Origin of the sequence: Massilia sp. DD77, assembly GCF_036961685.1 — a bacterium.
In the GTDB taxonomy this organism is placed as follows: domain Bacteria; phylum Pseudomonadota; class Gammaproteobacteria; order Burkholderiales; family Burkholderiaceae_D; genus Telluria.
The window spans coordinates 111987-137835 of record NZ_JBAMDH010000015.1 but is presented as its reverse complement, the minus strand read 5'-3'; the positions used below and the strand labels follow the sequence as shown (position 1 = coordinate 137835).

The window sequence follows — 25849 nt, the reverse complement described above, 5'->3', positions numbered from 1 at the left end:
CGGTCGGCGGGACGGTGCGCCAGCAGGCGGCGCAGCAGCGTCAGGGCCGGGACCGCGGCCGCCGGCCCGATCCGCTCGGCGAACAGCCCGGCTTCGTCGGCCTCCAGGATCGCCGGCCGGCCCTGTGCCGCCAGCGCGGCGGCCGCCTCGCGTCCATGCACCTGCCACGCCTGGCCGCAGGCGGCGCTGTAGCGCAGCAGGCGTCCGCAGACCAGGTAATAGAGCAGGGCGCCGAGGGCGAAATAATCGCAGGCGGCGCCGGTCAGGTAGCCGTCGCCGTCCGGGAAGAACTGTTCGGGCGCCTGCCAGTTGGCGGTGCCGGCATAGGAATGCGGGCGCAGGTCGTCGAGGCGGCGGTTGGTGCCGAAGTCGGCCAGCTTGATGCTGCCGGTGGCGCGCTCGAACAGCAGGTTGCCGGGCTTGAGGTCGAGATAGCGCCAGCCGTAGGCATGGACCTTCGCCAGGCCCTGGTTGACTTGTCCTGCCCAGCCGAGGGCCTGCAGGGGCGCGACCTGGCGCCCGGCCGCCTGCTCGGCCCCCAGGTGGGTGGCGAGGTCGCCGTCGAGCAGTTCCAGCGCCAGTGCGGGCATGCCATGGTGCTCGCCGCTGTCGAGCAGGCGCACGATGTGGCGGCCGTCCCAGGGCGCCAGGGTACGCAGGAAGGCCAGTTCGGTCCGGGCGCTGTCCAGCCAGCGTTCACGCAGGGCCTGCGGCGCGCGCGCCATCTGTTCCAGGTTGACCAGCTTGAGGGCGACCCCGGCGCCCGGTGCGCAGGATGCCTCCGCGCGCCAGATGGCGCCGTAGCTGGAACCGGCCAGCGGCTCGCACAGCCGGTAATGGCCGCCGGAAAGCGCAACGATGCTGCCTGCTTCGTACATGGTGTCCCCCAGCCTGGCGCCTGCCGCGCCGATACCGTGGATGAGCGGGGGGAAGGTGAAAGTGCTGGCGCCGAAGTGTGGGCGAGGAAGTGGGGTAGAGAGAGAGCGTGGCGAAAGTCAGCGCGCCAGGTAGTAGGCGGCGCCGGCCAGCAGCATGAAGCACAAGACGATGCCCTTGCGGATCAGGCGCGGTCCGCGGCGCATGGGGCCGAGCAAGGCTTCCGAGGCCGCGACGGCCTCCCGCTCCAGGATCACGTCGTGCGGATGGAAATAAGTGCCACCGCTGCTGTCGTAGGTTTCGAATTCGTCGCCGCGCAGGCGTGCGCCGAGCACCTCGGCCAGCAGGATCAGGTGGGGCAGGTGCGCCTCGTCCGGGCTGGACGTCCAGAGTTCGCCGTCCTGGTGCCAGACGGTGCAGATGTCCGCGTCGGCGGTGCGGGTGAAGCAGGGCGGACTGTCGTCGAAGCGCCAGCCCAGGCCGGACGCCGCCAACTTCGCCTCCCCGAGCGAGATCGGAACGACGCCATCGGAGGTGGAGCGCAGGATGGTGAGGTGGTAGCCCATGCCGGAGTCGTTAGCGATATCAAAACGACATCGTCGCGCCGATCATTCGTGATAGCAATGCGCATTGCATGAAAGACCTGCGCCCACAAAAACCCGCCCTCGCGGGCGGTTTGTCGGGATCAGCGGCCGTAGTAGCCGCGGTCATCGCGGTCCCAGCGGTCGCGACGGTCATGGCGGTCCCAGTCGCGGTGGCCGTGGCCATGGCCGCGGCCCGGATGCACGTAGACCGGCCGCGGCTGGACGTACACCGGGCGCGACTCGACATAGACCGGGCGCGGCCGCACATACACGGGACGCGGCTGGACATAGACGGGCGCCGGTCGGTAGTTGCTGGTCACGTAGCCGCGGTTGCCGTAATAGGCGCGATTGTCGTAGTAGCCGCGGTTGTCATAGTGGCGGCGGTCGTCGCGCGAGGAGATCGAATTGCCCACCGCCGCACCCAGCACGCCGCCGACGATGGCGCCCTCGGTGCCGCCGGCGCTGTGGCCGATCGCCGCGCCGAGCACCGCGCCCACTGCCGTGTTCACACCGCGGTCGCCAGCCATGGCCGCCGGCGAAGCGGCGGCGGCCGCCAGCAGGACCGCACCAAAGGTTTTCGAATTCAACATGGCTCTTCCTTTCGTCCCTGCGGTGATCGGATGATCGCTGCGACGCCGGGGTATGAGCTCACTATAGTTGCCGTCCGGGAGGATGCCATCTGTTAATACAGATTTTTACAACTAGGCGGGCACCGTAACATTGCGCCGCGGACCCTTCCGTGCCCTTGCAGTGGCGCGGCGCCGCCCCATCTAGCCTCCATCTTCCCTCACAGCCAGCCTCCATGCGACCCAGCCGCAGTTTCGTGATCCTGCTTTCCCTGCTCGTCCTGCTCCAGGTCTACATCGGCATGCGCCTGCTGCCCGATCTCGCTCTCGGCATGGCCGGCGGCATCGCGGCGGTGCTGGCCCTGGTGCTCCTGACCGTGCTGGTGCCGGTGGGGCTGATGTCGGCCTCGCTGCGCCGCCGGCGGTGGTCGGAACTGGTGGCCTGGGCCGGGCTGCTGTCGATGGGCTTCTTTTCCTCGCTGCTCGTGACGACCCTGCTGCGCGACCTGGTGCTGCTGGGCTTGCTGGCAGCCGGCGCGCTGGGCCCGGAGCTCAGGCATGGCAGCGCGCTGGCCGTGCCGCTGGTGGCGGCGACGGTGACCCTGGTCGGCTTCGTCAACGCGCGCCGGGTGGCGCGCGTGGTCAAGGTCGACGTGCCGATCGCCAGGCTCCCGGCCGAGCTCGACGGTTACACGATCGCCCAGATCTCGGACATCCACGTGGGCCCGACCATCAAGCGGGCCTTCCTGAACGCCGTCGTCAACAAGGTCAATGCGCTGCGCGCGGACGCGATCGCGATCACCGGCGACCTGGTGGACGGCAGCGTGCAGCGCCTGGCCCTGCATACCCAGCCGCTGGCGCGCCTGGCGGCGCCGGACGGGGTGTTCTTCGTCACCGGCAACCATGAGTATTATTCCGGCGCGGAAGAGTGGATCGCCGAGGTCAGGCGGCTGGGCGTGACCGTGCTGCTCAACCAGCACGTGGTGCGCCGGCGCGGCGGCGCGGCGCTGATGATCGCCGGCGTGGCCGACTATACCGCCCACCATTTCAACCCGGCTCACCGCAGCGATCCGCGCGCGGCCGCCGCCGGCGCCCCGCAGGACGTCGACGTGCGCGTGCTGCTGGCGCACCAGCCGCGCAGCGCGCTTGACGCCGCGGCCGCCGGCTTCGACCTGCAACTGTCCGGCCACACGCATGGCGGCCAGTTCTTCCCGTGGAATTTGTTCGTGCCCCTGCAGCAGCCTTTCGTGGCTGGCCTGAAACGGGTGCGCGACATGTGGGTCTACACCAGCCGCGGCACCGGCTACTGGGGGCCGCCGAAGCGCTTCGGTGCGCCGTCCGAGATCACCCTCGTGCGCCTGGTGCCCGCCTAGCCGGAATCATGTAAATACGGCAACAAAAGCCCTGCAAAAACCGGCGCGATGCGTTATCGTTGGCATCCTTTGACCTGATTGAGGATCCGCACGCATGAACCGCCGCACCTGCCGTCTTCCCGTCCTGACCGTCCTCGCCGCCAGCTTGCTGAGCCTGTCCGCCTTCGCCGCCAGCCCCGGCAACGACCCGGCCGCGCTGGCGAAGATCCGCGACACGGCGATGGCGAGCGACTACGCCTGGGAACGCACGGCCGACATGACCGACCTGATCGGCCCACGCCTGTCGGGCTCGCCGGGCGCGGCCGCGGCCGTGACCCAGGTGGCGGAGGCCATGCGCAAGCTGGGCGCCAAGGTGACCCTGCAGCCGGTGAAGGTGCCGCACTGGGTGCGCGGGGTGGAGACCGGCGAGCTGGTCGAGTACAAGGGCAGGCCGAACGGCATCACCCAGCGCGTGGTGCTGACCGCCCTGGGCGGCTCCGGCGCCACCCCGGCTTCGGGCCTGACGGCGCCGGTGCTGGTGCTGGGCCATTTCGAGGAGCTCAAGGCGCGCGCGGCCGAAGTGAAGGGCAAGATCGTGCTGTTCGACGTGGCCTTCGACCAGCACATGGCGGACCGGGGCCTGGCGGGCCCGGCCTATGGCCAGGGTTCGGCCTACCGCCGCGACGGCCCGCGCATGGCGGCCGAACTGGGCGCCAGCGCCGTGCTGGTGCGCTCGGTTGGCGGCGCCAGCTACCGGCTGCCGCACACGGGCGGCACCGGCCTGGTGGATGGCGCCCGCATCCCGGCGGCGGCCGTCACGGCCGAGGACGCGATGCTGATGGCGCGCCTGGCCAAGCGCGGCCCGCTGAGCATGCGCCTGGTGCTCACGCCCCAGACCCTGCCGGACGCCGACAGCTTCAACGTAATCGCCGACCTGCCGGGCACCGACAAGGCCGACGAGATCGTGATCGTCTCCGGCCACCTGGATTCCTGGGACCTGGCGACCGGCGCGCAGGACGATGCCGGCGGCGTGGCAAGCGCCATGGCGGTGATCGAAACCCTGAAGAAGCTCGACTACCGTCCGCGCCGCACGATCCGCATGATCGCCTGGATGAACGAGGAGAACGGCACCCGCGGTGCGCGCGGCTATCTGGCGGCCGAGCAGGCCAATGTCGGAAAGCACTTCGGCGCGATCGAAAGCGACAACGGCGTCGGCCGTCCCTTCGGCATGCGCACCAGTGCGGCTCCGGCGGCCATGAAGCTGTTCGGCCCGCTGCAAGCCGCCCTGCAGCCGCTGGGCGCGGGCGTGTTCCAGCGCCAGGACGCCTTGCAGACCGGCGATTTGTCGGGCCTGGAGCGCGCGGGCGTGCCCAGTTTCGCGCCGCTGATCGACACCTCGGCCTATTTCGACTACCACCACACCCCGGCCGACACGCTGGACAAGGTGGACCCGGACCATCTGCGGCGCCATGTGGCGGTGATGACGGCCACGGCCTGGTTCCTGGCCAACATGGACCAGCCGATCGGCCGCGCGAACGTGCCCGAGCGCTGATCCGCCCGGGCACGAAGCAGGGCGCGCGGCCGCGCGCTCAGACGCTTGGAATGCGCCTGATCGCGCGCGCGTGGCCGCGGTAGGGACGTCCGTAGATGGTCTGGATGCCGCTGGCGAAGTTCTGGCCCCAGACCAGCTGGACCCGGGTTTCGTGGGGTTCGCTCGACCAGTACCATTCGCGCTCGAAGGCTTCGCGCAGGTTGGCGAAGAGCAGCGCCAGTTCGCGCCGCGTCGGCAGCGCGCCGCCGTTCCGCATGGCCCACTCGCAGGCCGCGGGCCAGCTGACGTCGGCCGCGTCGCCCGGCAGCAGGATCAGGTGGTAGTCGGGTTCGTTCTTGCCCAGGATCAGGCCGGCGTAGTGCTCGCCTTCCTTCAGCATTCCCCGGATTTGCATGTATTCGCCCATGGCGTCCTCTTCGCGTTTGGTGGCAGTCCGTTTCGACCGTCGCCCTCGTCACTTAGTTGCGTGGGTCTTGCGATCTGGATCATGCAAACATCTGATTTCTATCAGGAAATCCTGCTCCGTCCTTTGCTGGCCCAAGAGAATATTTTTGAGAAAAATGAACTTGGGCAGTTTCCTTCGCTCAAAAGAGTACGTTCATTTCTCAGGTAAGGAAGCTTCTCATGGCAAAACCCGCTGCGATCGTCTCGCCGCTCCACACCCATGTGCTGCTCGGCTGCTGCGCCGTACTCGTGCTGGCCGGCTGCGGCGGCAACGATGGAGCAAAGCGCGAGGATGGCCTGGTGACGCGGACGGCGGCGGAGGTCCTGGATAGCAAGACGGTGGCAGCGCCGCTCGCAGGCGCGGCCGCCGCTGACGAACCGGATGTGAACGCGCCGGCGGTGCCGGTGGAAGCCGAGGCCGTGGCCGGGCAGGCCCCCGTCCAGGCCGCACCGGCGCCCGCGGAGCTCGCGGTGCCGGCCGCGGTGGAATCAACAGCGCCCGCAGTGGGCGCGGACGTCGCCGCGTCCGGCTCGGTGCGCATCTTCGTCGCAGCTGGTGCGGAGCCGGACCTCATCTGATTGCGCCGGCCAGTCGGCGAACCTCGGCGCCGGGTGGAATCCCGGTGCGGCGGATTGGCGGCAATGGATGAAGTCGGCCGGATGGCCCTAGTCGTCGATGGGCAGTGCGATCTGCGGCCCGTCCGCCCCCGCGCGGTTCACGGCGGTGCTGACCTTGTGCCATTCGAAGGCCTCGGGCGGCAGGGCGGCGCGGCGCGCCAGTTCCACCGCTTCGTCCGCCGACAGGGCCGGGTCCAGCCAGAGCGCCGCGTCGGCCGGGTCGAGTACCACAGGGCGCCGGTCGTGGAGGTCGAGCATCCCGCCCGAGGCGTCGTCCGTGATCAGCACGAAGCCGGCCTCGGCCCGGTTCTCGGTGTAGCCGCCGAAGTTGGCCAGGGCCAGCATGTAGAGCGGCGCGCGGTCCTTGCGGTGGATGTGCCAGGGCTGCTTGTGGCCTTTCTCGCCGGTCCATTCGTACCAGCCATCGGCCGCGACCACGCCGCGCCCCGACTTGAGCAGGGCGCGCCAGTAGCGGTTGGTCAGCTTTTCCATGCGCGCGTTGATGCAGATGGGTACCTTGTCCTTGGCCCAGCGCGCCTGGTAGCTCCAGAACACGTCGTCGACCCGGTGTTCGCCGTCCTGCACATGCATTACGGGCCGGTAGGTGCCGGGCGCGACGTTATAGGCCGGATCGGATTCGCTGTCGTACACGGCGTCCGCCCAGCCGAAGGCGTTGGCGTAGTAGCGCGCCGTCTGGCTCTGGTCAAATCGTCCACACATGGCGCCATCCTACCGCAAGCGCCGCAGGAGGCACGCACGCTGTTCGCCAGCCGTGCGCCGTTTGGCCGTACCCGCCCGGAATGGTATGCTCAGGTATACAGTGACGGACAAAAGACAAGGAGCAGGTATGGCAGCAGGCTGGTGGAAGGTATTGAAGACCGTGCCGTGGAGCGAGGTGATCCACGCCGCGCCGCAAGTGGCCACCGGGGCGCGCCGCCTGTGGGACACCGTGGCGCGCAGGTCGGGCACCATGCCGCCGCCGGGCCCCATCATCGACGAGATCGAACCTCAGGAAGACGTGTTCGGCATCGTCATGGCGCGCCTGGACAAGAATGAAACCACGGTGGGCGAGCTGCGCGGCCAGATGCTCTCGGCCTCCGAGATCATCGCCAACCTGGCCGACCAGAACGCCCAGCTCATCGCCAAGATGGACGTGATCCGCACCCGCCTGCTGTGGCTGGGCGTGGCGACCGGCGTGTCCTCGGTGCTGGCCCTAGTGGCGCTGGCCCTGGTTGCCGCGCGCACCTAGCGCGTTCGGACAACGGATGAAAGCGGTATTGATCCTCGCCACCTCGTTCCTCTTCATTTCCATGCTGATGAACGCGGCGCGCCGCCGCGGCAAGCTCAACGACGAAGCGAACCGCGCCGTCAGCGGACTGGCGAAGTCGATGCGCTGGTTCGTCTACGGCCTGCTGTTCTTCGTCGGCATCGTCTGCGTGGCGATGGCCTGGCAGATGGTCCACACGCCCGGCTAGGAATTCAGACTGCCGTCGCGGCGCCGCCGAATACGACGGCCAGCTCCTCGATGGCGCGCAGCACGTGCCGTTTCAGGTAAAGCCGGTGGCGCCCGTAATAGAGGGCCACGTCGTCGTGGTAATCGCAGCCCAGCGCCTTGTCGTCCAGCACGGTCGCGCGCGGGCAGTAGCCGGCCACGCGGTAGAAGCGGTACACGGTCGACTTGGTCGCGCTCGACTTGGTCCACACATGGCAGGCCGCGTTGCGGCACTTCGCCACCAGTTCCGTGATGTTGGTCGCGTCTTCCTTCGGATCCAGGTACTCCGCGAACACGAGCGGCTTGCCAATCGCCCTGGCCGTCTGCAGCAGGTCGTGCAGGTTCACCAGCAGCATCGCGACGCAGGCTTCGTAGACGATTTCGGACAGGTCGTACTGGCCCAGGCTCTGGACCAGGGAACGGCAGGTACGGATCGCCTGGACGGCATCGAAATCGGCCGGCGGGGAGGGCGGGGCGCGGCGTTCAAACGCCAACACATTGTCGGTGTTCATAGTCTGCAAGATTATTGTGCTTGTACTAACCATAGCACAGCCGTGAAGAGTCGCCGTTCAAGCGTGCGCATGGGCGTGCGGTCTTCCAAACTTCGCGCAAGGTGTTGAAATTCCGGTATCATCCACCCGGCTTGTTTCCGTTGTTTAACTAATATTTCCTACTGTCCGTGCTCATTTCGAAGCCTGTAGCCGGCGCCGGGTTTGCGGCGCGCGTCCTGAACCTGGTCGACAGCGGTATCGTCGTGGTCGACAGCCAGCAAGACATCGCCCTGTGGAACAGCTGGATGGTGCCGCGCTCCGGCCGCTCCGCGGCCCGGGTGCAGGGGCAGCCCCTGTTCGACGTGTTCCCGGCCCTGCGCGGCTCGCGCGTCGAGGCGGCGGTGCTGGCCGCGCTCACCGAGGGGATCGCCACCACCATCCCCCAGTCCCAGGAGCGCACCCCGTTCCCGCTGCGCGAGGCGGGCAGCTTCGACGGCGCCTTGATCGAGCAACTTGTCTCGGTGACGCCCTTCAGCGATGACGGCGAGCGCTGCTGCATGATCGAGATCCGCGACGTCAGCGGTTCGGCGGTGCGCGAGCGCAAGCTGATGGACCATGCCGAATCGCTGCGCGCCCGCTCGTATGTCGACGGCCTGACAGGCATCGCCAACCGCCGCCACTTCGACGTGGCGCTGGAGCGCGAGCTGCGCCGCGCCCAGCGCGCGGACGGCCAGTTGTCGCTGCTGCTGGTCGACATCGATTCCTTCAAGGCCTACAACGACCACTTCGGCCACCAGCAGGGCGACAGCTGCCTGACCACGGTGGCCCAGGCGCTGGCCGGCATGCTCAAGCGCCCGGCGGACGTCGCCGCGCGCTACGGCGGCGAGGAGTTCGCGGCCATCCTGCCGGACACGTCGCTCGAGCAGGCGCGCGCCCATGCCAACGCGATCCGCGAGCACGTGGTCTCGCTGGCCCTGGAGCATGCGCCGGCGGCCGTGCATCCGATGGTGACCTTGAGTATCGGTGTCGCGAGCTTCGACAAGGACCGGCTGAACGAACCGGCGGCGCTGATCGAGGCGGCGGACAAGGCCTTGTATGCGGCCAAGCGCGGTGGGCGGAACCGGGTGATGGCGGATGGGGATGTGGCCTGAGGACTGTCGTCCGAGGCCAGCGTTTCGCCGATTTAACAAATTCGCTAACCTCAAGACCGTCACCCCGGGACTCGGCGTCCCCCTCGGCCGGGACCCAGGTTCGCAGCGCTGTGGCAGCGCGTACAGAACTTGAATTCCGGCCTTCGCCGGAATGACGTGCGGAGGCCAAAGCAACACCGGTGACGTTCACGATGTGCGAATGCCGAAGCCGCAAGCTTTGGCGTCTTCGCGAGCGTCTAGACCGGCGCCGGCATCTTCGCGATCAGCTTGTCCAGCGTGATCGGATACTCCCGTACCCTTACCCCGGTCGCGTTATAGATCGCATTCGCCACGGCCGCCGCCACCCCGCAGATCCCCAGTTCGCCCACCCCCTTGGCCTTCATCGGCGAGGAGACCGGATCCACTTCGTCGAGGAAGATCACGTCCTGGTGCGGGATGTCGGCATGCACCGGCACCTCGTAGCTGGCCAGGTCGTGGTTCACGAAGAAGCCGTGGCGCGCGTCGACCACCAGTTCCTCCATCAGGGCCGCGCCCACGCCCATGGTCATGGCGCCGATCACCTGGCTGCGCGCGGACTTGGGATTGAGGATGCGTCCGGCGGCGCAGACCGCGAGCATGCGGCGTACCCGCGTCTCGCCGGTGTAGGCGTCGACCGCCACCTCGACGAAGTGGCCGCCGAAGGTCGACTGCTGGAATTTCTTGTCCAGGTCGCCGTACTCGATGCTGTCCTCGCCGGCCAGCTCGCCGCCTGCCGCCAGTTCGGCCAGCGGCACCGTGCGCCCGCCGGCGCGCACCGCGCCGTCGGCGAACTGGGCCTCGGGCTCGGCCACGCCCAGGCGCGCGGCAACCGCTTCGCGCAGCTTGACGCAGGCCGCGTAGACGCCCGCGGTCGAACTGTTGCCGCCCCATTGGCCGCCGGAGCCGGCTGATACCGGGAAGTCGGAGTCGCCCAGGCGCACCGTCACCCGTTCGAGCGGCACGCCCATCATCTCGGCCGCGGTCTGGGCGATGATGGTGTAGCTGCCGGTGCCGATGTCGGTCATGTCGGTTTCGACGACGATCTTGCCGTCGCGCCCGAGCCTGACCCGCGCGCCCGATTTCATCACCAGGTTGTTGCGGAAGGCGGCCGCCACGCCCAGGCCGACCAGCCAGCGCCCGTCGCGCACCTGGCCGGGGCGTGGATTGCGGCTCTTCCAGCCAAAGCGCTCCGCGCCCAGGCGCAGGCATTCCGCGAAGCGCCGCTCCGAGAACGGGCGGCTCGGCTTTTCCGGGTCGACCTTGGAGTCGTTCAGGATGCGGAAGGCGATCGGGTCCATGCCCAGCTTCTCCGCCATCTCGTCGATCGCGATCTCGAGCGCCATCATGCCTGGCGCCTCGCCGGGCGCGCGCATGGCGTTGCCCTCGGGCAGGTCGAGCGTGGCCAGGCGCAGCGAGGTCATGCGGTTGGCGCCCGCGTACAGCAGGCGGGTCTGCTGGACCGCGGTTTCGGGCTGGCCGCCGGGCAGGTCGCCGGACCAGCTTTCGTGGGCGATCGCGCTGATCTTGCCGTCGCGCGCCGCGCCGATGCGGATGCGCTGGATGGTCGCCGGGCGGTGGGTGGTGTTGTTGATCATGATGGCGCGCTGCAGGGCCACCTTCACAGGCCGCTTGGCGGCGCGTGCGCCCAGCGCGGCGCAGATGGCCTCGGCCCGCAGGAACAGCTTGCCGCCGAAGCCGCCGCCGATGAAGGGCGATACCAGGCGTACATTGGCGGGCGCCAGGCCGAGCGTGCGCGCCAGGTCCTTGCGTCCCCAGTCGACCATCTGGTTGGCCGTGTAGACCGTCAGCTTGCCGCCCTCCCACAGCGCCAGGGTCGCGTGCGGCTCCATCATGGCGTGCGACTGGTCGGGCGTGGTGTAGGTGGCGTCAAGGCGCACCGGTGCTTCCTCGAAGGCGCGGGCGAAGTCGCCGACCTTGGTGTCCGGCTTGTCGTCCGTCTTGGGCACGCCGGCGGAAGCCTTGGCCGCGGCCAGGTCGTAGCGTCCGGGCTGCCTGGCGTAGCGCACCCTTACCAGGCCGGCGGCGGCGCGCGCCTGCTCGAAGGTCTCGGCCACCACCACCGCGACAGCCTGGTGGTAATGCTGGATCTCCGGTCCGCCCAGCAGGTGGGCGGTGTTGAACTTGCCCTTGGTCAGCTTGCCTGCGTTGGCGGCCGTGACGACGGCGAGCACGCCCGGCGCGCGCCGGGCGGCGGCCGTGTCGATCGCCGCGATGCGGCCCTTGGCGATACCGGCGCCGACGATGTAGCCGTGGGCGGCATTCGGGGCAATGTCATGCCGCTCGTAGGCGTAGGGTGCGGCCCCGGTGCACTTGAGCGGGCCGTCGATGCGGTCATGCGGGCGGCCGACGACCTTGAGCTGGTCGATGGGGTTCTTGGTGGCGGGTGTCGTGAATTTCATGGCTCAGGCTCGCTTGAGGTCGTTCAGCACGGCGGCCAGGGTACGCTGCACCAGCGGCAGCTTGAAGGCGTTGTGTTCGGTGGTCTTGCTACCGGCCAGCAGCAGCTCGGTCACGGCGGCGGCGCCGGCCGGCAAGCGGACTTCGGCGGCCTCGACGCGCCAGGGCTTGTGGGCCACGCCGCCCAGGGCCACGCGCCCGCTGCCGTCCGGCTGGACGATGGCCGCCACCGACACCAGGGCAAAGGCATAGGACGAGCGGTCGCGCACCTTGCGGTAAGCCTGGACGCCGCCGGCCGGCTTGGGCAGCTTGACGGCGGTGACCAGTTCGCCGGGTTCCAGGGCGTGTTCGATGTGGGGCGTGTTGCCCGGCAGGCGATGGAAGTCGGCAATGGGAATCACGCGCGTCTTGCCGTCCGGGAGTACGGTCTCGACCTCGGCGTCGAGCACGCGCATGGCCACGGCCATGTCGCTTGGATGGGTGGCGATGCAGGCCTGGCTGGCGCCGACGATGGCGTGGTGGCGGCTGAAGCCCTGCAGGGCGCCGCAGCCGCTGCCGGGCTGGCGCTTGTTGCAGGGCATGTTGGTATCGTAGAAGTAGTAGCAGCGCGTGCGCTGCAGCAGGTTGCCCGCCGTCGTCGCCTTGTTCCGCAGCTGGCCCGAGGCGCCGGACACCAGCGCGCGCGACAGCACGGCATAGTCGCGCCGGACCCGCGCATCGGCGGCCAGGTCGGTGTTGCGGACCAGGGCGCCCACCCGCAGGCCGCCGTCCGGCGTGGCTTCGATCTTGTCGAAGCCCAGGCCGTTGACGTCGATGAGGTGGGCGGGCGTTTCGATCTCGAGCTTCATCAGGTCGAGCAGGTTGGTGCCGCCGGCGATGAAGCGGGCGCCGGGCGTCCTGGCGGCCGCCGCGGCCGCTTCGCCGGCGCTGGCGGCGCGCTGGTAGGTGAAGGCCTTCATGCTTTCACCCCCGCGACTTCGGTGATGGCTTCCAGGATGTTCGAGTAGGCCCCGCAGCGGCAGATATTGCCGCTCATGCGTTCGCGGATTTCCTCGGCCGACAGCAGCGGGCGCGCGTTCAGGTCGGCGCTGACATGGCTGGGTACTCCCTGGCGGATCTCGTCGAGCACGGCAACGGCCGAACAGATCTGCCCGGGGGTACAGTAGCCGCACTGGTAACCGTCGTGCTTGACGAAGGCCGCCTGCATCGGATGCATCCGGTCCTTGTTGCCGAGGCCCTCGATGGTGGTGATCTCGGCGCCTTCGTGCATCACGGCCAGGCTCAGGCAGGAATTGATGCGGCGCCCGTCCACGATGACGGTGCAGGCGCCGCACTGGCCCTGGTCGCAGCCCTTCTTGGTGCCGGTCAGGCGCAAGTGTTCGCGCAAGGCGTCGAGCAGGGTGGTGCGGGTGTCGAGCTGCAGGGTGACGGGCTTTCCATTCACCTTCAAGCTGACCCCGGCGGTGCTGGGTGGGCGTTCCGGCGCGGCGGCGGCGCCCTGGGCGGCGCCGGTGCCGGACATGGCGGCGCTGGACATGGTGGCGGCTCCTGCGAGCAGGAGATTGCGCCGGCTGATCTTGGCGTAGCTGAAATCGTGCATGCTCCTGTTCCTTCAAGTGGCGAGGGGGCTTCCACGAACCGGGCGGATGCCCGGTGCGCCGGAGCGAAAAAAGTGTGCTGAACGGAGAGTTCGGCGTTACCACAGCACCGCCAGTAGCGACAGCGTGTTCGTAAGGCGGACAGGGTCGCGCCGCCGTCCAGCCTGGGATTGCTCGGCCTGTAGCGGTAACAACCTCGAAGATTGTAAGTCAGCGGCCGGACGGCAGTGCGTACGGTAGGGAGTGGCAACTTTTCTCTCTCCAAAGTGGTAACCGGGCGCTGGCCCATGGACCAGCGCGGCCATCCTCACGCCTGCAAGACATAGGACCCGGGCGCGGGAGGCCGGTCTGGCATGGGCGCGGGTGGATCGACGCACGCCCCCGCGCGCCGCGCGAGCCAGCCTTCCCAGGCCGGCCACCAGCTCCCTTCGCGCTGTTCGGTGCGCGCTTGCCAGCTGTCCGGATCGATATAGGGATCGGCATGGGCATGTACACCAATCTGGTAAGTGCGGTTGGGACTGCCGGGCGGGGCGACCACCCCCGCATTGTGCCCGCCCGAAGTAAGGGCAAAGGTAATTTCGGTATCGCTCAGCGGAATGATCTTGTAGACCGAGCGCCAGGGCGCGACGTGGTCGGTGAGGGTGCCTACCGCGAAGATCGGCGCCGTGATGTCGGTGAGCGCCACCGGCCGCCCAGCCACGAGATAGCGCGAGCTGGCCAGGCTGTTCCTGAGGAAGAGCTTGTGCAGGTATTCCGAATGCATGCGGTAAGGCATGCGGGTGGCGTCCGCGTTCCACGACATGAGGTCGGTTTCCGGATCGGGAATGTCGAGCAGGTAATGCCTGAGCCGGCGCGACCAGATCAGGTCGTTCGAGCGCAGCAGCTGGAAGGCGCCGGCCATCTGGCGCGTATCGAGATAGCCCTGCTGCCACATCGTCGCTTCCAGGAAGCTGACCTGGCTGTCGTCGATGAACAGGGACAGCTCGCCCGGTTCCGCGAAGTCGACCTGGGCCGCCAGCAGCGACATGCTGGCCAGGCGCCGGTCGCGGTCGCGCGCCATGGCCGCCGCCGCGATCGCCAGCAGGGTCCCGCCAAGGCAATAGCCCGCGGCATTGATATGCGGCGCCCCGGTTTGTTCCGTGATGGCGTCGATGGCGGCCATCACCCCCAGGCGGCGGTAGTCCTCCATCGACAGCTCGCGGTCGGCGTCCTGCGGGTTCTTCCACGAAACCATATAGACCGTGTGGCCGCGCCCGACGAGGTAGCGCACCAGCGAGTTATGGGGAGACAGGTCCAGGATGTAGTACTTCATGATCCAGGCCGGCACGATCAGCAGCGGCACCTCGTACACGCTCGGGGTGACGGGATCGTAGCGCAGCAGCTCGATCAGCCGGTTCGACATCACCACCCGGCCCGGGGTGGCCGCTACGTCGCGGCCGGGACGGAAGCTGGGCGTGCGCACGTGGCCGGAGAACGCATCGCGCGCCTCGCGCGCCGCGCGCATGCTGCCCTTGAGCAGGGTCAGGCCGCCGCTCTCGTAGGCGGCGCGCTGCACGACGGGGTTGGTGGCCACGAAGTTCGAGGGCGCCACGCAGTCGAGCAGCTGGCGCGCAACGAAGGTCACGACGTCGGAGTGGTGGGGAGAGACGCCGCGCACCCCCGCGGTCGCGCGGTGCCACCATTGCTGGTTCAGCAGGAAGGCCTGGCTCAGCTGGTGCCAGGGCCATTGCTGCCAGGCGGGATCGGCGAAGCGCTTGTCCTGTTCCAGCGGCCGTACCGGATCGGCGCCGCCGGCGCTGGCGTAGGTGACCCAGCGCTGGGCGTTCGAGATGGCCTGGGTGAGGAGTTCGTGCTGCTTGTCCGGCGACAGCACCAGGTGGCTGGCCCAGTCGAACCAGGCGACGCCGAGCGCGCCCGGCGACAGGTAGCCGGTGAGGCGGCCAAGCCAGGCCGACAGCGCGAGGTCGGCCACCGCATGGCCGACCTCGGCTTCGGGATAGCGCGGCCGCGCGCCGCCTTGCCAGGAACTGGCTTCCAGGCGCCGCGTGGTGCCGGCGGCCTCTGGACGGGGCTCGGGAATGGTGTCGGGAGCCATGTCAGTGCGCGATCAGGAGGGGGGTGGTGCTGTGCGCCAGCAATGCCCGGGTGACGCCGCCGAGCACGAATTCGCGGTAGCGGCTATGGCCGAAGGCGCCGGCCACCAGCAGGCCGGCCCCGGCGCCGCGGGCCACCGCCAGCAGGGCGTCGCCGGGACTGCCGCGGGTATGCTCCAGCACCACCTCGACCTTGACGCCGTGGCGGGCCAGGTGCAGCGCCATGTCGGCGCCCGGCTCCTCGCCATGCAGGTCGGCCATGGACTCGGGATTGACCAGGGTCAGCTTGACCGTCTGCGCCTGCCTGAGCAGGGGCAGGGCGGCGGCGATGGCGCGGATCGCCTGCACGCTGCCGTCCCAGCCGACCACGGCGGGACCGCCCAGGGGCAAATCGGGCCAACCGGGCGGGACCACCAGCACCGGGCGGGCGCCATGCAAGGCGATATACTCCGGCAGGCCGCGTACCGGCGTCAACAGGCCGGGCACGGGCGCGGACTCGGCCGTCCGGCTGACCACCACCAGGTCGGCGTAGCGCGATTCGAGCAGCAGGGCGTAGCGCGCATCGTCCTCGATCATGCGGGTTTCGAAGGAAGCGACGCCGAGGCGCTGGACGGCGGTGGCGAATTGCTGGAGGCGCAGCTGGACCGCCTCGCGCACGCCGTTGAAATCGGATTCGGGCATCATCGGCGCGCCCATCGAGCCGGTCAGCAGCGCGTAGTCGAGCCAGGAAATACCGGTGGCGGCGCTGCCGACAAGGTGGGCCCCGTATTCGTCCGCGAGCCGGGCGGCGGCGCGCAGCCGCGTTTCCTGCTCGGGACTGCCGTCGACATGCACCACGATGGTCTTGTACATGCTCGCTCCTTTCGTGACGGGTTGGCGGACCCGTGCGGACCGCTTTTCAAGTGGACCGGCGTGCCGGGTCTGCAAGGGAATCCGGCCGACGTCCCATGCTTGCTTGGATCACCTTGATGCCAATGTATTCCTTTGCCTGATCCGTGTCAGTAATAGAGTTGATATGGATCAAAAGACTCTGATAAAAAAGGCGCTGTCCTCGTTGTGTGTGGAATGTGAACTCTCGGGCTCCATCGCAGTCCAACCGGTGTCTTACGGATGAGCGGGAGGGACGATGGAAAAGAAGCGCTTTGCCAGATGGCTGCGGCAGGTTTCCCTACTGACCCGGCGCCAGCGTCTCCAACTGATGGATGCCCTGCGGCCGGCCGCCGGACTGGACCAGGTGTGCGAGGCGATCTCCGGAGCGGCGCGCGATCCCTGCTGCCCCGCATGTCAGGCCCGGCACTCCTACCGGCATGGCCGCAGCCGGGGGCTGCAGCGTTACCGTTGCCGCGCTTGCGGCAGGACCTTCACGGCGCTGAGCGGCACCCCTTTGTCCCGGCTGCACCACCGCGCCAAGTGGCTCGACTACCTCGGCAACATGCTCGATGCCAAGAGCGTACGGACCAGCGCCAAGGCGCTCGAGGTGCACCGCAACACGAGCTTCCGCTGGCGCCACCGGTTTCTCGCGCTCGTCAAACACGACCGCCCGGAGCGGCTGGCAGGCATTGCCGAGGCCGACGAACTATTCCTGTTGGAGTCGCAGAAGGGCTCGCGCAAGCTCGACCGGCCGGCGCGGCGCCGGGGCGGGGTGGCTGCGAGCCGCGGCATCTCTCGCGAGCACGTGTGCGTGCTGGTCGCGCGCGACCGCACCGGCGGCACCCACGACTTCGTCACCGGACGCGGCTCAGTCACGAAGGATCAACTGCACCAGCACCTGCTGCCCGTGCTCGATCCCGATGTCCTGCTGGTCACCGATGGGCACCCCGCGTACCGCTGTTTTGCGCGCGAAGCCGACATTTCCCATGAGTTCGTCAACTTGCGGGCGGGCGAGCGGGCGAGCGGGTGCGCGGTGCCGACCACGTCCAAAACGTGAATGCTTACCACCGGCGCTTCCGGCAATGGCTGGCGCGCTTTCATGGCATTGCTTCGCGCTACCTGCCGAATTACCTGGGCTGGCAATGGGCGCTGGACGGGGCGCGCATCGCCACGCCAGAGCGATTTCTGCGCTGTGCGATCGGCGTCTTCAACACATAACTGTTACAGCGCCATAGAAGGCCTCGCTTCGAGTCAACGAGCTCGTGGGCAGTATTGCTTGGTTAATGTCCGACTAGGCTTACGTGCCGACGCGGCATCGATTACCGAAAAATGCCCTTGTACTGGTGAAGTCCAGCCCTATCTTTGTCTCGTACCGGCGCGAGTGGTCGGTTCTCTTTGTGTCTCCAATCTCAGCTCCGCTGAGGATTCGGCCGCTGCCGGCAATATGGGCAGCGGCTCTTTTTTTGGGACTGGCCGGAGCCTCCTGCGGCAATGCGGCAATGCGGCAACCCGGCGTCCCGGCCGGACGCAGATGTCTTCGCGCAAAATGTCGATGGCTTACATGTAGACCGTGCCGAGAACGCAGCTGGGGACAGGCAGGGAGGAATTTCTGGCTTTCGCAGAAAAGCGGGAATTCTTGCGGAAGAATGCCGAGGGAGAAAGTCACCGGCGACGGCGTGAAACCTGCACGCATACTGGTGCCCGGAGCCGGAATCGAACCGGCACGCCATTTCTGGCAGGGGATTTTAAGTCCCCGGTGTCTACCAGTTTCACCATCCGGGCAGCGGGCGGCATTCTAGCACATGCGTGTTCCGTTAGGATCATTACGGCAAGTTTGCCGGACTTGCCGGCATTGCGCGCAGGTGGAGCGCGGCCGGCCGCCGAAAAATATCGGTGCAGGCCACGTATTGACGCCGCGCCCCGACATTGGAAGGGCGCCACGGATGGTGTAGCATGCACGGCGACGCCGCTGAGGCGAAAGCAAGCATGAGGACCACCATTTGAACATCACGATCAACGACGAACTGCGATCCTTCGTCGATCCGCTTACTCCGATTGAATACGCCGCCCTGGAACGCAGCCTGCTGGCGGAAGGCTGCCGCGACGCGCTAGTGCTGTGGGGCGACGTGCTGATCGACGGGCACAACCGCTACGAGATCTGCCGCAAGCACGGCATCGACTTCCGCACCGTCCAGAACGACAAGTTCACCTCCCTCGAGGACGTGATGCTCTGGATGATCGACAACCATCTCGCGCGCCGCAGCGTGTCGGATTTCCAGCGCGGCGTGCTCGCCTTGCGCAAGAAGGAAATCCACGCCGCGCGCGTGGTGGACAAGCCCGCCGCGGAGGAGGGCGACAAGAATGAGCCGGCGGGCGACACCAGTCCGCCCTGGAACACGCGCGAGGACATCGCCCGCGCTGCCCGCGTCTCGAGCAACACCATCAGTCAGATCGAGCGCATCCAGAAAGCCGCCACGCCCCAGCTGCGCGAGGCGGTGCGCCAGGGGACCATCTCGATCAATGCGGCCGCCAACGTGGCCCAGCTGCCGGAAGCGGTCCAGATCGCGGCCGTCGCCGGCGGCCGCAAGGAGCTGCAGCAGGCGGCGCGCCAGGTGCGCGAGCAGAAGGCCGCCAGCCGCCCGCGCAAGGAAACGCCGGAGGGAGAACCCATCGACGAAAAGGCCGCCCTGCGCGCCGAAGTCGCGGCGCTGAAGGACCGCGTGGCGACCTTGCTGACCGAGAACGAAGTGCTGAAGCAGCGCCTCGCCGCGGACGGCGGACAGGACGCATAAGAACATCCCACCAGGAGACAAGACCGCATGCCCGCATCCCGCCGCTTCACTCCTTCCCTTGCCCCCATGCTGCTGGGCGCCAGCCTGCTAGTGGCCGGTTTCGTCGCGCAAGCCGAACCTGCCGCCGGGGAGGCAGGCAAGCAGGCGCTCAAGCAAATGGACAGGCAAGGCGGCAGCGCCGCCGACCTGGCGCGCTGGCGGCAGGCGGCGCAGCGGGTCAGCATCCTGCGCGACAAATGGGGCATCCCCCACGTGTTCGGCAAGACCGACGCGGACGCGGTGTTCGGCATGATCTACGCGCAGGCCGAGGACGACTTCAACCGGGTCGAGCTCAATTACATCAACGCGCTGGGCCGCCTGGCCGAAGTCGAGGGCGAAAAGGAAATCTGGCGCGACCTGCGCATGAAGATGTACATCCAGCCTGAGAGCATGAAAGCCAAGTACGCGGCCAGCCCGGCCTGGCTGCAGCAGCTGATGAACGCTTTCGCGGATGGGCTGAACTGGTACCTGCATACCCATCCCGACGTGAAGCCCAAGCTGATCACCCGTTTCGAGCCCTGGATGGCGCTCGCCTTCAGCGAAGGCAGCATCGGCGGCGACATCGAATCGATCGACCTCAAGGAACTGGAGCGCTTCTACGGCAAGCGCCCCGCGCCGGCGCTGGCGGCGCTCGGCGCGGGCAAGGGTGTCGATCCCGAGCCGCGCGGCTCCAACGGCTTCGCCATCGCGCCCAAGCTGGCCAAGGCGGGCCACGCGCTCCTGATGATCAACCCCCACACCTCGTTCTACTTCCGCCCGGAAGTGCACATGGTGAGCGAAGAGGGCCTGAATGCCTACGGCGCCGTGACCTGGGGCCAGTTCTTCATCTACCAGGGCTTCAACGACAGGCTGGGCTGGATGCATACGTCCGGCGGCGGCGACGTGATCGACGAATACCTCGAGACCGTGTCCGAGCGTGGCGGCAAGTTCTTCTACAAATACGGCGCTGGCGAGCGCCCGGTGCGCGCGGTTCCCATCGTGCTGCCCTACAAGACCGCAAGCGGCGCCATGGCCAGCCGCAATGTCACGGCCTACTTCACCCACCACGGGCCGGTGGTGCGCGCACAGGACGGCAAATGGGTGGCGGTGAAGATGATGGACGAGCCGCTCAAGGCGCTGACCCAGTCCTACACGCGCACCAAGGCGAAGAACTACGCGGCTTTTTATCAAGCGATGGAACTCCGTACCAATTCGTCCAACAACACGGTGTATGCGGATGCCGACGGCAACATCGCCTACTTCCACGGGAACTTCATCCCGAGGCGCGACCCGCGTTTCGACTGGAGCAAGCCGGTGGACGGCAGCAACCCGGCCACCGAGTGGCAGGGCCTGCACGAGATCAAGGACACCATCACCCTGTTCAACCCGGCCAGCGGCTACATCTCGAACACCAACAACTGGCCCTTCAGCAGCGCGGGCGCGAGCAGCCCGAAGCGCCAGGACTATCCCGACTACATGTGGTCGCTGCCCGAGAACGCGCGCGGCCGCCACGCCGAGCGCGTACTGAAGGATGCGAAGGACTTCACCGTCGACAGCCTGATCGCGGCGGCCTACGACAGCCACCTGACCGCCTTCGAACCGCTGCTGCCGCAGCTGTTCAAGGACCACGCCGCGCTGCCGGCCGGCGACCCGCGCAAGGCGGCCCTCGGCGAGCAGGTGGCGGTGCTGCGCAACTGGGACCTGCGCTATGCCAGTGCCTCGGTGCCGACCTCGCTCGCCATCTACTGGGGCCAGGACATGGTGGCCCAGCATGGCGCCCGCGCCCGCGCCCAGGGCACGCCGGTGGTCGACTACATCACGTCCAACCTGAACGCCGAGGAGCGCCTGGCCTCGCTGGCGCGCGCTTCGAGCAAGCTGCAGGCCGACTTCGGCGACTGGCGCACGCCCTGGGGTGAGATCAACCGCTTCCAGCGTATCAGCGGTGAGGTCGACCAGCAGTACGACGACAGCAAGCCGAGCTGGCCGGTGGCCTTCGCATCGGCCAACTGGGGTTCGCTGGCGTCCTTCGGCATGGTTGCCAGGCAGAAGACAAAACGCATCTACGGCGATCGCGGCAACAGCTTCGTGGCGGCGGTCGAGTTCGGCCCGCGCGTGCGCGCCAAGAGCATCCTGGCGGGCGGGCAGAGCGGCGACCCGCGCTCGCCGCACTTCAGCGACCAGGCGGAGATGTACAGCCGCGGCGAGTTCAAGGATGTCCTGTTCTACAAGGAGGACATCGAGAAGGCGCTCGAACGCCGTTACCACCCGGGACAGTAAGGGAGCGGTGAGACGATGGGCCTGAGCGAAAAGCAAAAGATGCTGGCCGGCCGGCCCTACCATCCCGGCGACCCGGAACTGCGCGCCGAGCAGGCCGCCGCCGCGGCCTGGCTGGTGCGCTACAACGCGGCGCTGGCCGAACCGGTCGAGGCCCGGCAGGCCTTGCTGGCAGAGCGGCTCGGCAAGGTGGGACAGGGCGCCATCCTGCGTCCGCCCTTTCATTGCGACTACGGCTGGAACATCCGGCTCGGCGCGCGTGTGTTCGTCAACTTCGGCTGTGTCTTCCTCGACGTCGCTCCCATTACCATCGGCGGCGACACCCGCATCGGCCCCGGCGTGCACATTTACACCGCCGACCATCCGCGCGACCCGGCGCAGCGCCGCGCCGGCGTCGAATCGGGCCGCCTGGTCCATATCGGCAGCAATGTCTGGATCGGCGGCGGGGCCATCATCCTGCCCGGCATCACGATCGGCGACGATGCCATCGTCGGCGCCGGCAGCGTGGTCACCCACGACGTGGCGGCGGGCGCGAGCGTGGCCGGCAATCCCGCCCAGCCTCTGGCCGCAGGCTAGTTCCGCTTGCTATAATCGCATCCTTCGTTTCCCCTACTTCATCGCAGATTCAGGCAGGACCGCGCAGTGGCTAAACTCTATTTCAGGTATTCGGCGATGAACGCCGGCAAATCGACGGCACTGCTGCAGGTGGCGCACAACTACGAAGAGCAGGGCCAGAAGGTCAAGCTCTACACCGCCGTCATCGACGACCGCTACGGCGTCGGCCTGATCACCTCGCGCCTGGGTCCGCAGCGCCAGGTCGACACCTTCGGCCCCCAGACCAATTTCCTGGACGAGACGCCCGCCGTGGCCTGCGTGCTGGTCGACGAGGCCCAGTTCCTGTCCACCGCCCAGGTGCAGCAGCTGCACCAGGTGGCCCAGGTGCGCGGCGTGCCGGTCATCTGCTATGGCTTGCGCAGCGACTTCCGCGGCGAGCCTTTCCCCGGTTCGGCCTACCTGCTGGCGCTGGCCGACGACATCGAGGAAATAAAGAACATCTGCAGTTGCGGCAAGAAGGCGACCATGAACATCCGTGTCGACGCCGAAGGGCGCCGTATCAAGGAAGGCGAGCAGGTCAGCATTGGCGGCAACGAAAGCTACCGCCAGGCTTGCGGCCGCTGTTTCTATTCCAACTAGGCTGGCGTATCAGCAATGGCGCTCCTGAGCGCGTGCCAGGCCTGGCTGCCGGCGGCCGTGTGCGCTCCCGGCGGACCGGGAGCGATGCTGCTCTACCTGGCGCCCTCGGCGGCGCTGGCGTTCCTGTTCTGGATCGGGGCCGGCGCCCATCCCTTCTTTTTCGTGTTCACCGCGGCCGGCACCCTGTGCCACGAGCTGGCGCACTTCTCGGCCGGCCTGCTCACCAATGCCGAGCCGGTCGGCCTAAGCGTGGTGCCGCGCCGCATCCCGCGTCCGGGCAAGGGCCACAACTGGGAGCTGGGCTCGGTCACCTTCGCCAACCTGCGCTGGTACAACGCGGCCCCGGCGGCGCTGGCGCCGCTGCTGGTGCTGCTGCTGCCTTTCATCGTGGCCTGGTGGCGCACGCGCCGCGATTGGGTCTTTGAACCGCTGGACCTCGCCCTCATGTTCGTACTGGCGCCCCAGTTCTTGTCGTTCTGGCCATCGCCCGTGGACTGGCGCCTGGCGGCCCGGTCCTGGCCCTATGTGCCGCTGCTGGCGCTGGGGGCCGGAGCCTATTGTTATCATGGCCAGCTGCTTGCCCTTGTCAAAGGCTAATGCTTGGCTTATGCCAGCCTTAAGCCTGGACTCCCGGGGCGCACAATGCCGCTCTGCTTGCCGGTACGTTCCTGTAGAATGGGCCGCAAGCGCGGTTTGACCGGCTCCGCAGGCACGTCCTAAAGCACCAGGGCCGCACCGCAAGCGCAACAGTATCCCTTCGGAGAAACGAAGAATGAAGAAGCATGTGTTCATCGCCGCCCTGGCCTTCGCCATGTCCGCCCATGTGGTGACCGCCCAGCCCGACAAGTCCGGGCCCACGGTCGCCTCGATCGCGCCTTCCACTCCCGCTTCGCAGATGAAACCGGTCGCCGCTCAGACCCAGGCCGCGGTATGGGCCTCGCGCGTGCTCGGCCGCTACCACTACAAGGCCGTGCCGCTGGACGATGCGATGTCGAGCAAGATCTTCGACAACTACTTCGAAGCCCTCGACAGCGAGAAGCTCTACTTCGTGCAGGCGGACGTCGATCAGTTCGCGCCCCAGCGCAACAAGCTCGACGACGCCATCAACAGCGAGAACCTGACTGTTCCGTTTGCGATCTACAACATGTACCAGCAGCGCTTCACCGAACGCATGAGCTATGCGCGTGAGCTGCTGAAAGGCAAGTTCGACTTCACCACGGACGAGACCCTGCAGCTCGACCGCGAGAAGGCGCCCTGGGCCAAGACCGAGGACGAGATCCGCGACCTGTGGCGCAAGCGCGTCAAGAACGACTGGCTGCGCCTGAAGCTGGCCGGCAAGGAAGACAAGGCGATCCGCGAGACCCTGGACAAGCGCTACGAGAACTACGTCAGCCGTATCAAGAAGCTGAACAACGAAGACGTGTTCCAGATGTTCATGAACGCCTATGCCACCGCGATCGAGCCGCACACCAACTACCTGGGCCCGCGCTCGGCGGACAACTTCGACATCTCGATGCGCCTGTCGCTCGAAGGCATCGGCGCGGTGCTGCAGTCGCGCGACGACTACACCCTGATCCGCGAGATCGTGCCGGGCAGCCCGGCCGACAAGTCGGGCAAGCTGAAGGTCGGCGACCGCATCGTCGGCGTGGCCCAGGGCAATGCTCCCTTCACCGACGTGCTCGGCTGGCGCCTCGACGACGTGGTCGCGCTGGTGCGCGGCGAAAAAGGCTCGACCGTCCGCCTCGACGTGATCCCTGGCGACGGCGGTCCCGACGCCAAGCACGTGTCCGTGACGATGGTGCGCAAGAAGATTTCCATGGAAGAGCAGGCTGCCAAGAAGTCCATCATCAAGGTGAAGGACAATGGCGTCGAGCGCCGGATCGGAGTGATTTCGCTCCCGACCTTCTACCTGGACTTCGAAGCGCGCCGGAAAGGCGACAAGGATTTCCGTAGCGCCACCCGTGACGTGGCGCGCATCCTGGGCGAACTCAAGAAGGACAAGGTCGACAACGTCCTGATCGACCTGCGCAACAACGGCGGCGGCTCGCTGATCGAAGCGATCGAGCTGACCGGCCTGTTCATCGACAAGGGTCCGGTGGTGATGCAGCGTACCGCCGAAGGCCGTGTCGAGGTCGAAAGCGACACCACCCCCGGCCTGGCCTGGGACGGTCCGATGGGCGTCCTGATCAACCGCGGTTCGGCCTCGGCGTCCGAGATCTTCGCGGCCGCGATCCAGGACTACGGCCGCGGCCTGGTGATCGGCGAGCCGAGCTTCGGCAAGGGCACCGTCCAGACCCTGATCGACCTGGACCGCTTCTCGCAGAGCGAGAAGGTGCGCTACGGCGAGCTCAAGATGACGATCGCGCAATTCTTCCGCATCAATGGCGGCACCACCCAGCTGCGCGGCGTGACCCCGGACATCAAGCTGCCGGTGCTGTCCGACCTGGAGAACTTCGGCGAGTCCTCGTACGACAACGCGCTGCCCTGGGTGGCGATCAAGCCGGCCGCCTACCTGCCGGCGGGTGACCTGAAGGAGCTGATCGGCCCGCTGCAGAAGCGCCACGAGGCACGCATCGCCAAGGACAAGGAGTTCCAGTTCCTGCAGGAAGACATTTCCGAAGTGCTGAAGCTGCGCAAGGAAAACGCGATCTCGCTGAACGAGGCCGTGCGCCGCAAGGAGCGCGACGCCCAGGATACCCGCGCCAAGCTGCGTGAAGCGCGCCTGGCCGGCGCCACCGGCACCGCGAGCGACGAACCGGCCCGTGCTCCGGGCGGCAAGGAAGCCCGCGGCAAGGTGCCGGAGGCAACCAAGCCGGCCAAGTCGGTGGTGGCCCTGCGCGGCCAGCCGCGCCAGGACGACGGCCTGCAGGCCGACGAACGCAATCTCCAGGCCGAGCTGGCGGCCGAGAAGGCGGCCAAGGATGCCAAGGACGTGCTGCTGCAGGAGGCGGCCAACATCCTGGCCGACGAGGTTGGCATGCTGAAGACCGATACCCGCATGGCGTCGCGCGCCATGCCCTACATGGCTTCGACGCGCGGCAACTGATCCCGGCCGGCGCGCCGCCACAGTTCAAAAACAACGGCCGCGTCCCTCGGGACGCGGCCGTTTTTCATTCGTACGGGTGCTTTAGAGACGCGTTGGTTCCCCTGCGGATGTGTAACTCACGCATATTATTTCTATAACGAAATTTCCTGAGAGGGATATATGTGCGACAAGCATTTTTATATCTCCGTATGTTAAATCCCTAACAGACGCTCCCACCTCTATCGGCTAAAGAACGTCCGTGATCAATAGTGGGTATTGCTCAGAATTAATGTTCTTTTGTAGAGCGATAGCAAAACATAGACCAGTTTCTCATGTGCCGTTATGAGCAGTAGCTTTATGCTTTCTTCTAGCTCTACAGAGCACATTCGCACTACAACTCAACAGTAAAGCGCTGCGCACAAT

Annotated in this window: 23 protein-coding genes, 1 tRNA gene and 1 pseudogene; 13 read left to right on the top strand and 12 right to left on the bottom strand. The window is 67.4% G+C overall.

Features of this window, described 5'->3' with window-relative positions; genetic code table 11:
• From V7778_RS11105 to V7778_RS11095, 3 genes are all read right to left on the bottom strand, one after another.
• Nucleotides 1–878: protein kinase domain-containing protein (locus V7778_RS11105; protein ID WP_335555140.1), on the bottom strand; the 878-nt coding region annotated here is incomplete at its 3' end.
• 117 nt (nt 879–995) lie between these two features.
• On the bottom strand, nt 996–1442 hold the full coding sequence (locus tag V7778_RS11100) for a hypothetical protein (protein ID WP_335555139.1): 447 nt from the start codon (nt 1440–1442) through the stop codon (nt 996–998).
• A 119-nt stretch (nt 1443–1561) separates the two neighbouring features.
• Entirely contained in the window at nt 1562–2050 is a 489-nt protein-coding gene (locus V7778_RS11095; RefSeq protein WP_335555137.1) for a glycine zipper domain-containing protein, read from the bottom strand.
• A gap of 212 nt (nt 2051–2262) precedes the next feature.
• Between V7778_RS11095 and V7778_RS11090 the strand changes: the two genes are divergently transcribed.
• Both V7778_RS11090 and V7778_RS11085 read left to right on the top strand, forming a co-directional pair.
• Complete coding sequence (locus tag V7778_RS11090) at nt 2263–3399, top strand: metallophosphoesterase (protein ID WP_335555136.1); 1137 nt, start codon at nt 2263–2265, stop codon at nt 3397–3399.
• Between the two features lie 94 nt (nt 3400–3493).
• Complete coding sequence (locus V7778_RS11085) at nt 3494–4930, top strand: M20/M25/M40 family metallo-hydrolase (protein ID WP_335555134.1); 1437 nt, start codon at nt 3494–3496, stop codon at nt 4928–4930.
• A 37-nt stretch (nt 4931–4967) separates the two neighbouring features.
• On the opposite strand, the gene V7778_RS11080 is transcribed toward V7778_RS11085, so the two are convergent.
• Nucleotides 4968–5324 carry a DUF1566 domain-containing protein gene (locus V7778_RS11080; protein WP_335555133.1) on the bottom strand — a complete coding sequence of 119 codons (357 nt, stop codon included), beginning with the start codon at nt 5322–5324 and terminating at the stop codon, nt 4968–4970.
• Between the two features lie 230 nt (nt 5325–5554).
• Here V7778_RS11080 and V7778_RS11075 point away from each other — a divergent pair, with 230 nt between their 5' ends.
• Nucleotides 5555–5953 (top strand): hypothetical protein, encoded by a 399-nt coding sequence (locus V7778_RS11075; RefSeq protein WP_335555131.1) that lies wholly within the window; start codon nt 5555–5557, stop codon nt 5951–5953.
• An 87-nt stretch (nt 5954–6040) separates the two neighbouring features.
• On the opposite strand, the gene V7778_RS11070 is transcribed toward V7778_RS11075, so the two are convergent.
• Nucleotides 6041–6712 carry an SOS response-associated peptidase gene (locus V7778_RS11070; RefSeq protein ID WP_335555129.1) on the bottom strand — a complete coding sequence of 224 codons (672 nt, stop codon included), beginning with the start codon at nt 6710–6712 and terminating at the stop codon, nt 6041–6043.
• A gap of 127 nt (nt 6713–6839) precedes the next feature.
• Between V7778_RS11070 and V7778_RS11065 the strand changes: the two genes are divergently transcribed.
• Both V7778_RS11065 and V7778_RS11060 read left to right on the top strand, forming a co-directional pair.
• A complete protein-coding gene (locus V7778_RS11065) occupies nt 6840–7241 on the top strand; it encodes a hypothetical protein (RefSeq protein WP_335555127.1) in 402 nt (133 codons plus the stop codon).
• Nucleotides 7242–7257: 16 nt separating this feature from the next.
• Nucleotides 7258–7467 carry a hypothetical protein gene (locus V7778_RS11060; protein ID WP_335555126.1) on the top strand — a complete coding sequence of 70 codons (210 nt, stop codon included), beginning with the start codon at nt 7258–7260 and terminating at the stop codon, nt 7465–7467.
• A gap of 4 nt (nt 7468–7471) precedes the next feature.
• Here V7778_RS11060 and V7778_RS11055 read toward each other — a convergent pair whose 3' ends face one another.
• Complete coding sequence (locus V7778_RS11055; RefSeq protein ID WP_335555124.1) at nt 7472–7996, bottom strand: hypothetical protein; 525 nt, start codon at nt 7994–7996, stop codon at nt 7472–7474.
• Between the two features lie 167 nt (nt 7997–8163).
• Here V7778_RS11055 and V7778_RS11050 point away from each other — a divergent pair, with 167 nt between their 5' ends.
• Complete coding sequence (locus tag V7778_RS11050) at nt 8164–9126, top strand: diguanylate cyclase domain-containing protein (RefSeq protein WP_335555122.1); 963 nt, start codon at nt 8164–8166, stop codon at nt 9124–9126.
• 236 nt (nt 9127–9362) lie between these two features.
• Here V7778_RS11050 and paoC read toward each other — a convergent pair whose 3' ends face one another.
• The 5 genes from paoC to V7778_RS11025 all read right to left on the bottom strand — a co-directional run bounded on the left by paoC (nt 9363) and on the right by V7778_RS11025 (nt 16105).
• Nucleotides 9363–11564, bottom strand: coding sequence for an aldehyde oxidoreductase molybdenum-binding subunit PaoC (paoC, locus tag V7778_RS11045; RefSeq protein WP_335555120.1), 2202 nt, complete (start codon nt 11562–11564; stop codon nt 9363–9365).
• Nucleotides 11565–11567: 3 nt separating this feature from the next.
• Complete coding sequence (locus V7778_RS11040) at nt 11568–12521, bottom strand: FAD binding domain-containing protein (RefSeq protein WP_335555118.1); 954 nt, start codon at nt 12519–12521, stop codon at nt 11568–11570.
• On the bottom strand, nt 12518–13162 hold the full coding sequence (gene paoA / locus V7778_RS11035; RefSeq protein ID WP_335555116.1) for an aldehyde dehydrogenase iron-sulfur subunit PaoA: 645 nt from the start codon (nt 13160–13162) through the stop codon (nt 12518–12520). Before paoA ends, V7778_RS11040 begins: the two co-directional genes overlap by 4 nt.
• 305 nt (nt 13163–13467) lie before the next feature.
• Entirely contained in the window at nt 13468–15255 is a 1788-nt protein-coding gene (locus V7778_RS11030) for a PHA/PHB synthase family protein (RefSeq protein ID WP_335555114.1), read from the bottom strand.
• Between the two features lies 1 nt (nt 15256).
• Nucleotides 15257–16105, bottom strand: coding sequence for a universal stress protein (locus V7778_RS11025; protein WP_335555113.1), 849 nt, complete (start codon nt 16103–16105; stop codon nt 15257–15259).
• 274 nt (nt 16106–16379) lie between these two features.
• On the opposite strand from V7778_RS11025, the pseudogene V7778_RS11020 reads away from it, so the two are divergent.
• Nucleotides 16380–17358 (top strand): annotated as a pseudogene (locus V7778_RS11020) (IS1595 family transposase).
• 460 nt (nt 17359–17818) lie between these two features.
• On the opposite strand, the gene V7778_RS11015 reads toward V7778_RS11020, so the two are convergent.
• Nucleotides 17819–17905, bottom strand: a tRNA-Leu gene (locus V7778_RS11015).
• A gap of 218 nt (nt 17906–18123) precedes the next feature.
• Here V7778_RS11015 and V7778_RS11010 point away from each other — a divergent pair.
• The 6 genes from V7778_RS11010 (at nt 18124) to V7778_RS10985 (ending at nt 25447) form a co-directional block, all read left to right on the top strand.
• Entirely contained in the window at nt 18124–18915 is a 792-nt protein-coding gene (locus V7778_RS11010) for a hypothetical protein (protein ID WP_335555111.1), read from the top strand.
• Between the two features lie 27 nt (nt 18916–18942).
• On the top strand, nt 18943–21210 hold the full coding sequence (locus V7778_RS11005; protein WP_335555109.1) for a penicillin acylase family protein: 2268 nt from the start codon (nt 18943–18945) through the stop codon (nt 21208–21210).
• Between the two features lie 15 nt (nt 21211–21225).
• Nucleotides 21226–21783 (top strand): sugar O-acetyltransferase, encoded by a 558-nt coding sequence (locus tag V7778_RS11000; protein WP_335555107.1) that lies wholly within the window; start codon nt 21226–21228, stop codon nt 21781–21783.
• A gap of 66 nt (nt 21784–21849) precedes the next feature.
• Complete coding sequence (locus V7778_RS10995) at nt 21850–22401, top strand: thymidine kinase (RefSeq protein ID WP_335555105.1); 552 nt, start codon at nt 21850–21852, stop codon at nt 22399–22401.
• A gap of 15 nt (nt 22402–22416) precedes the next feature.
• Entirely contained in the window at nt 22417–22998 is a 582-nt protein-coding gene (locus V7778_RS10990) for a hypothetical protein (protein ID WP_335555103.1), read from the top strand.
• 175 nt (nt 22999–23173) lie between these two features.
• On the top strand, nt 23174–25447 hold the full coding sequence (locus V7778_RS10985; RefSeq protein WP_335555102.1) for a carboxy terminal-processing peptidase: 2274 nt from the start codon (nt 23174–23176) through the stop codon (nt 25445–25447).
• The last annotated feature ends 402 nt before the right edge of the window (nt 25448–25849 follow it).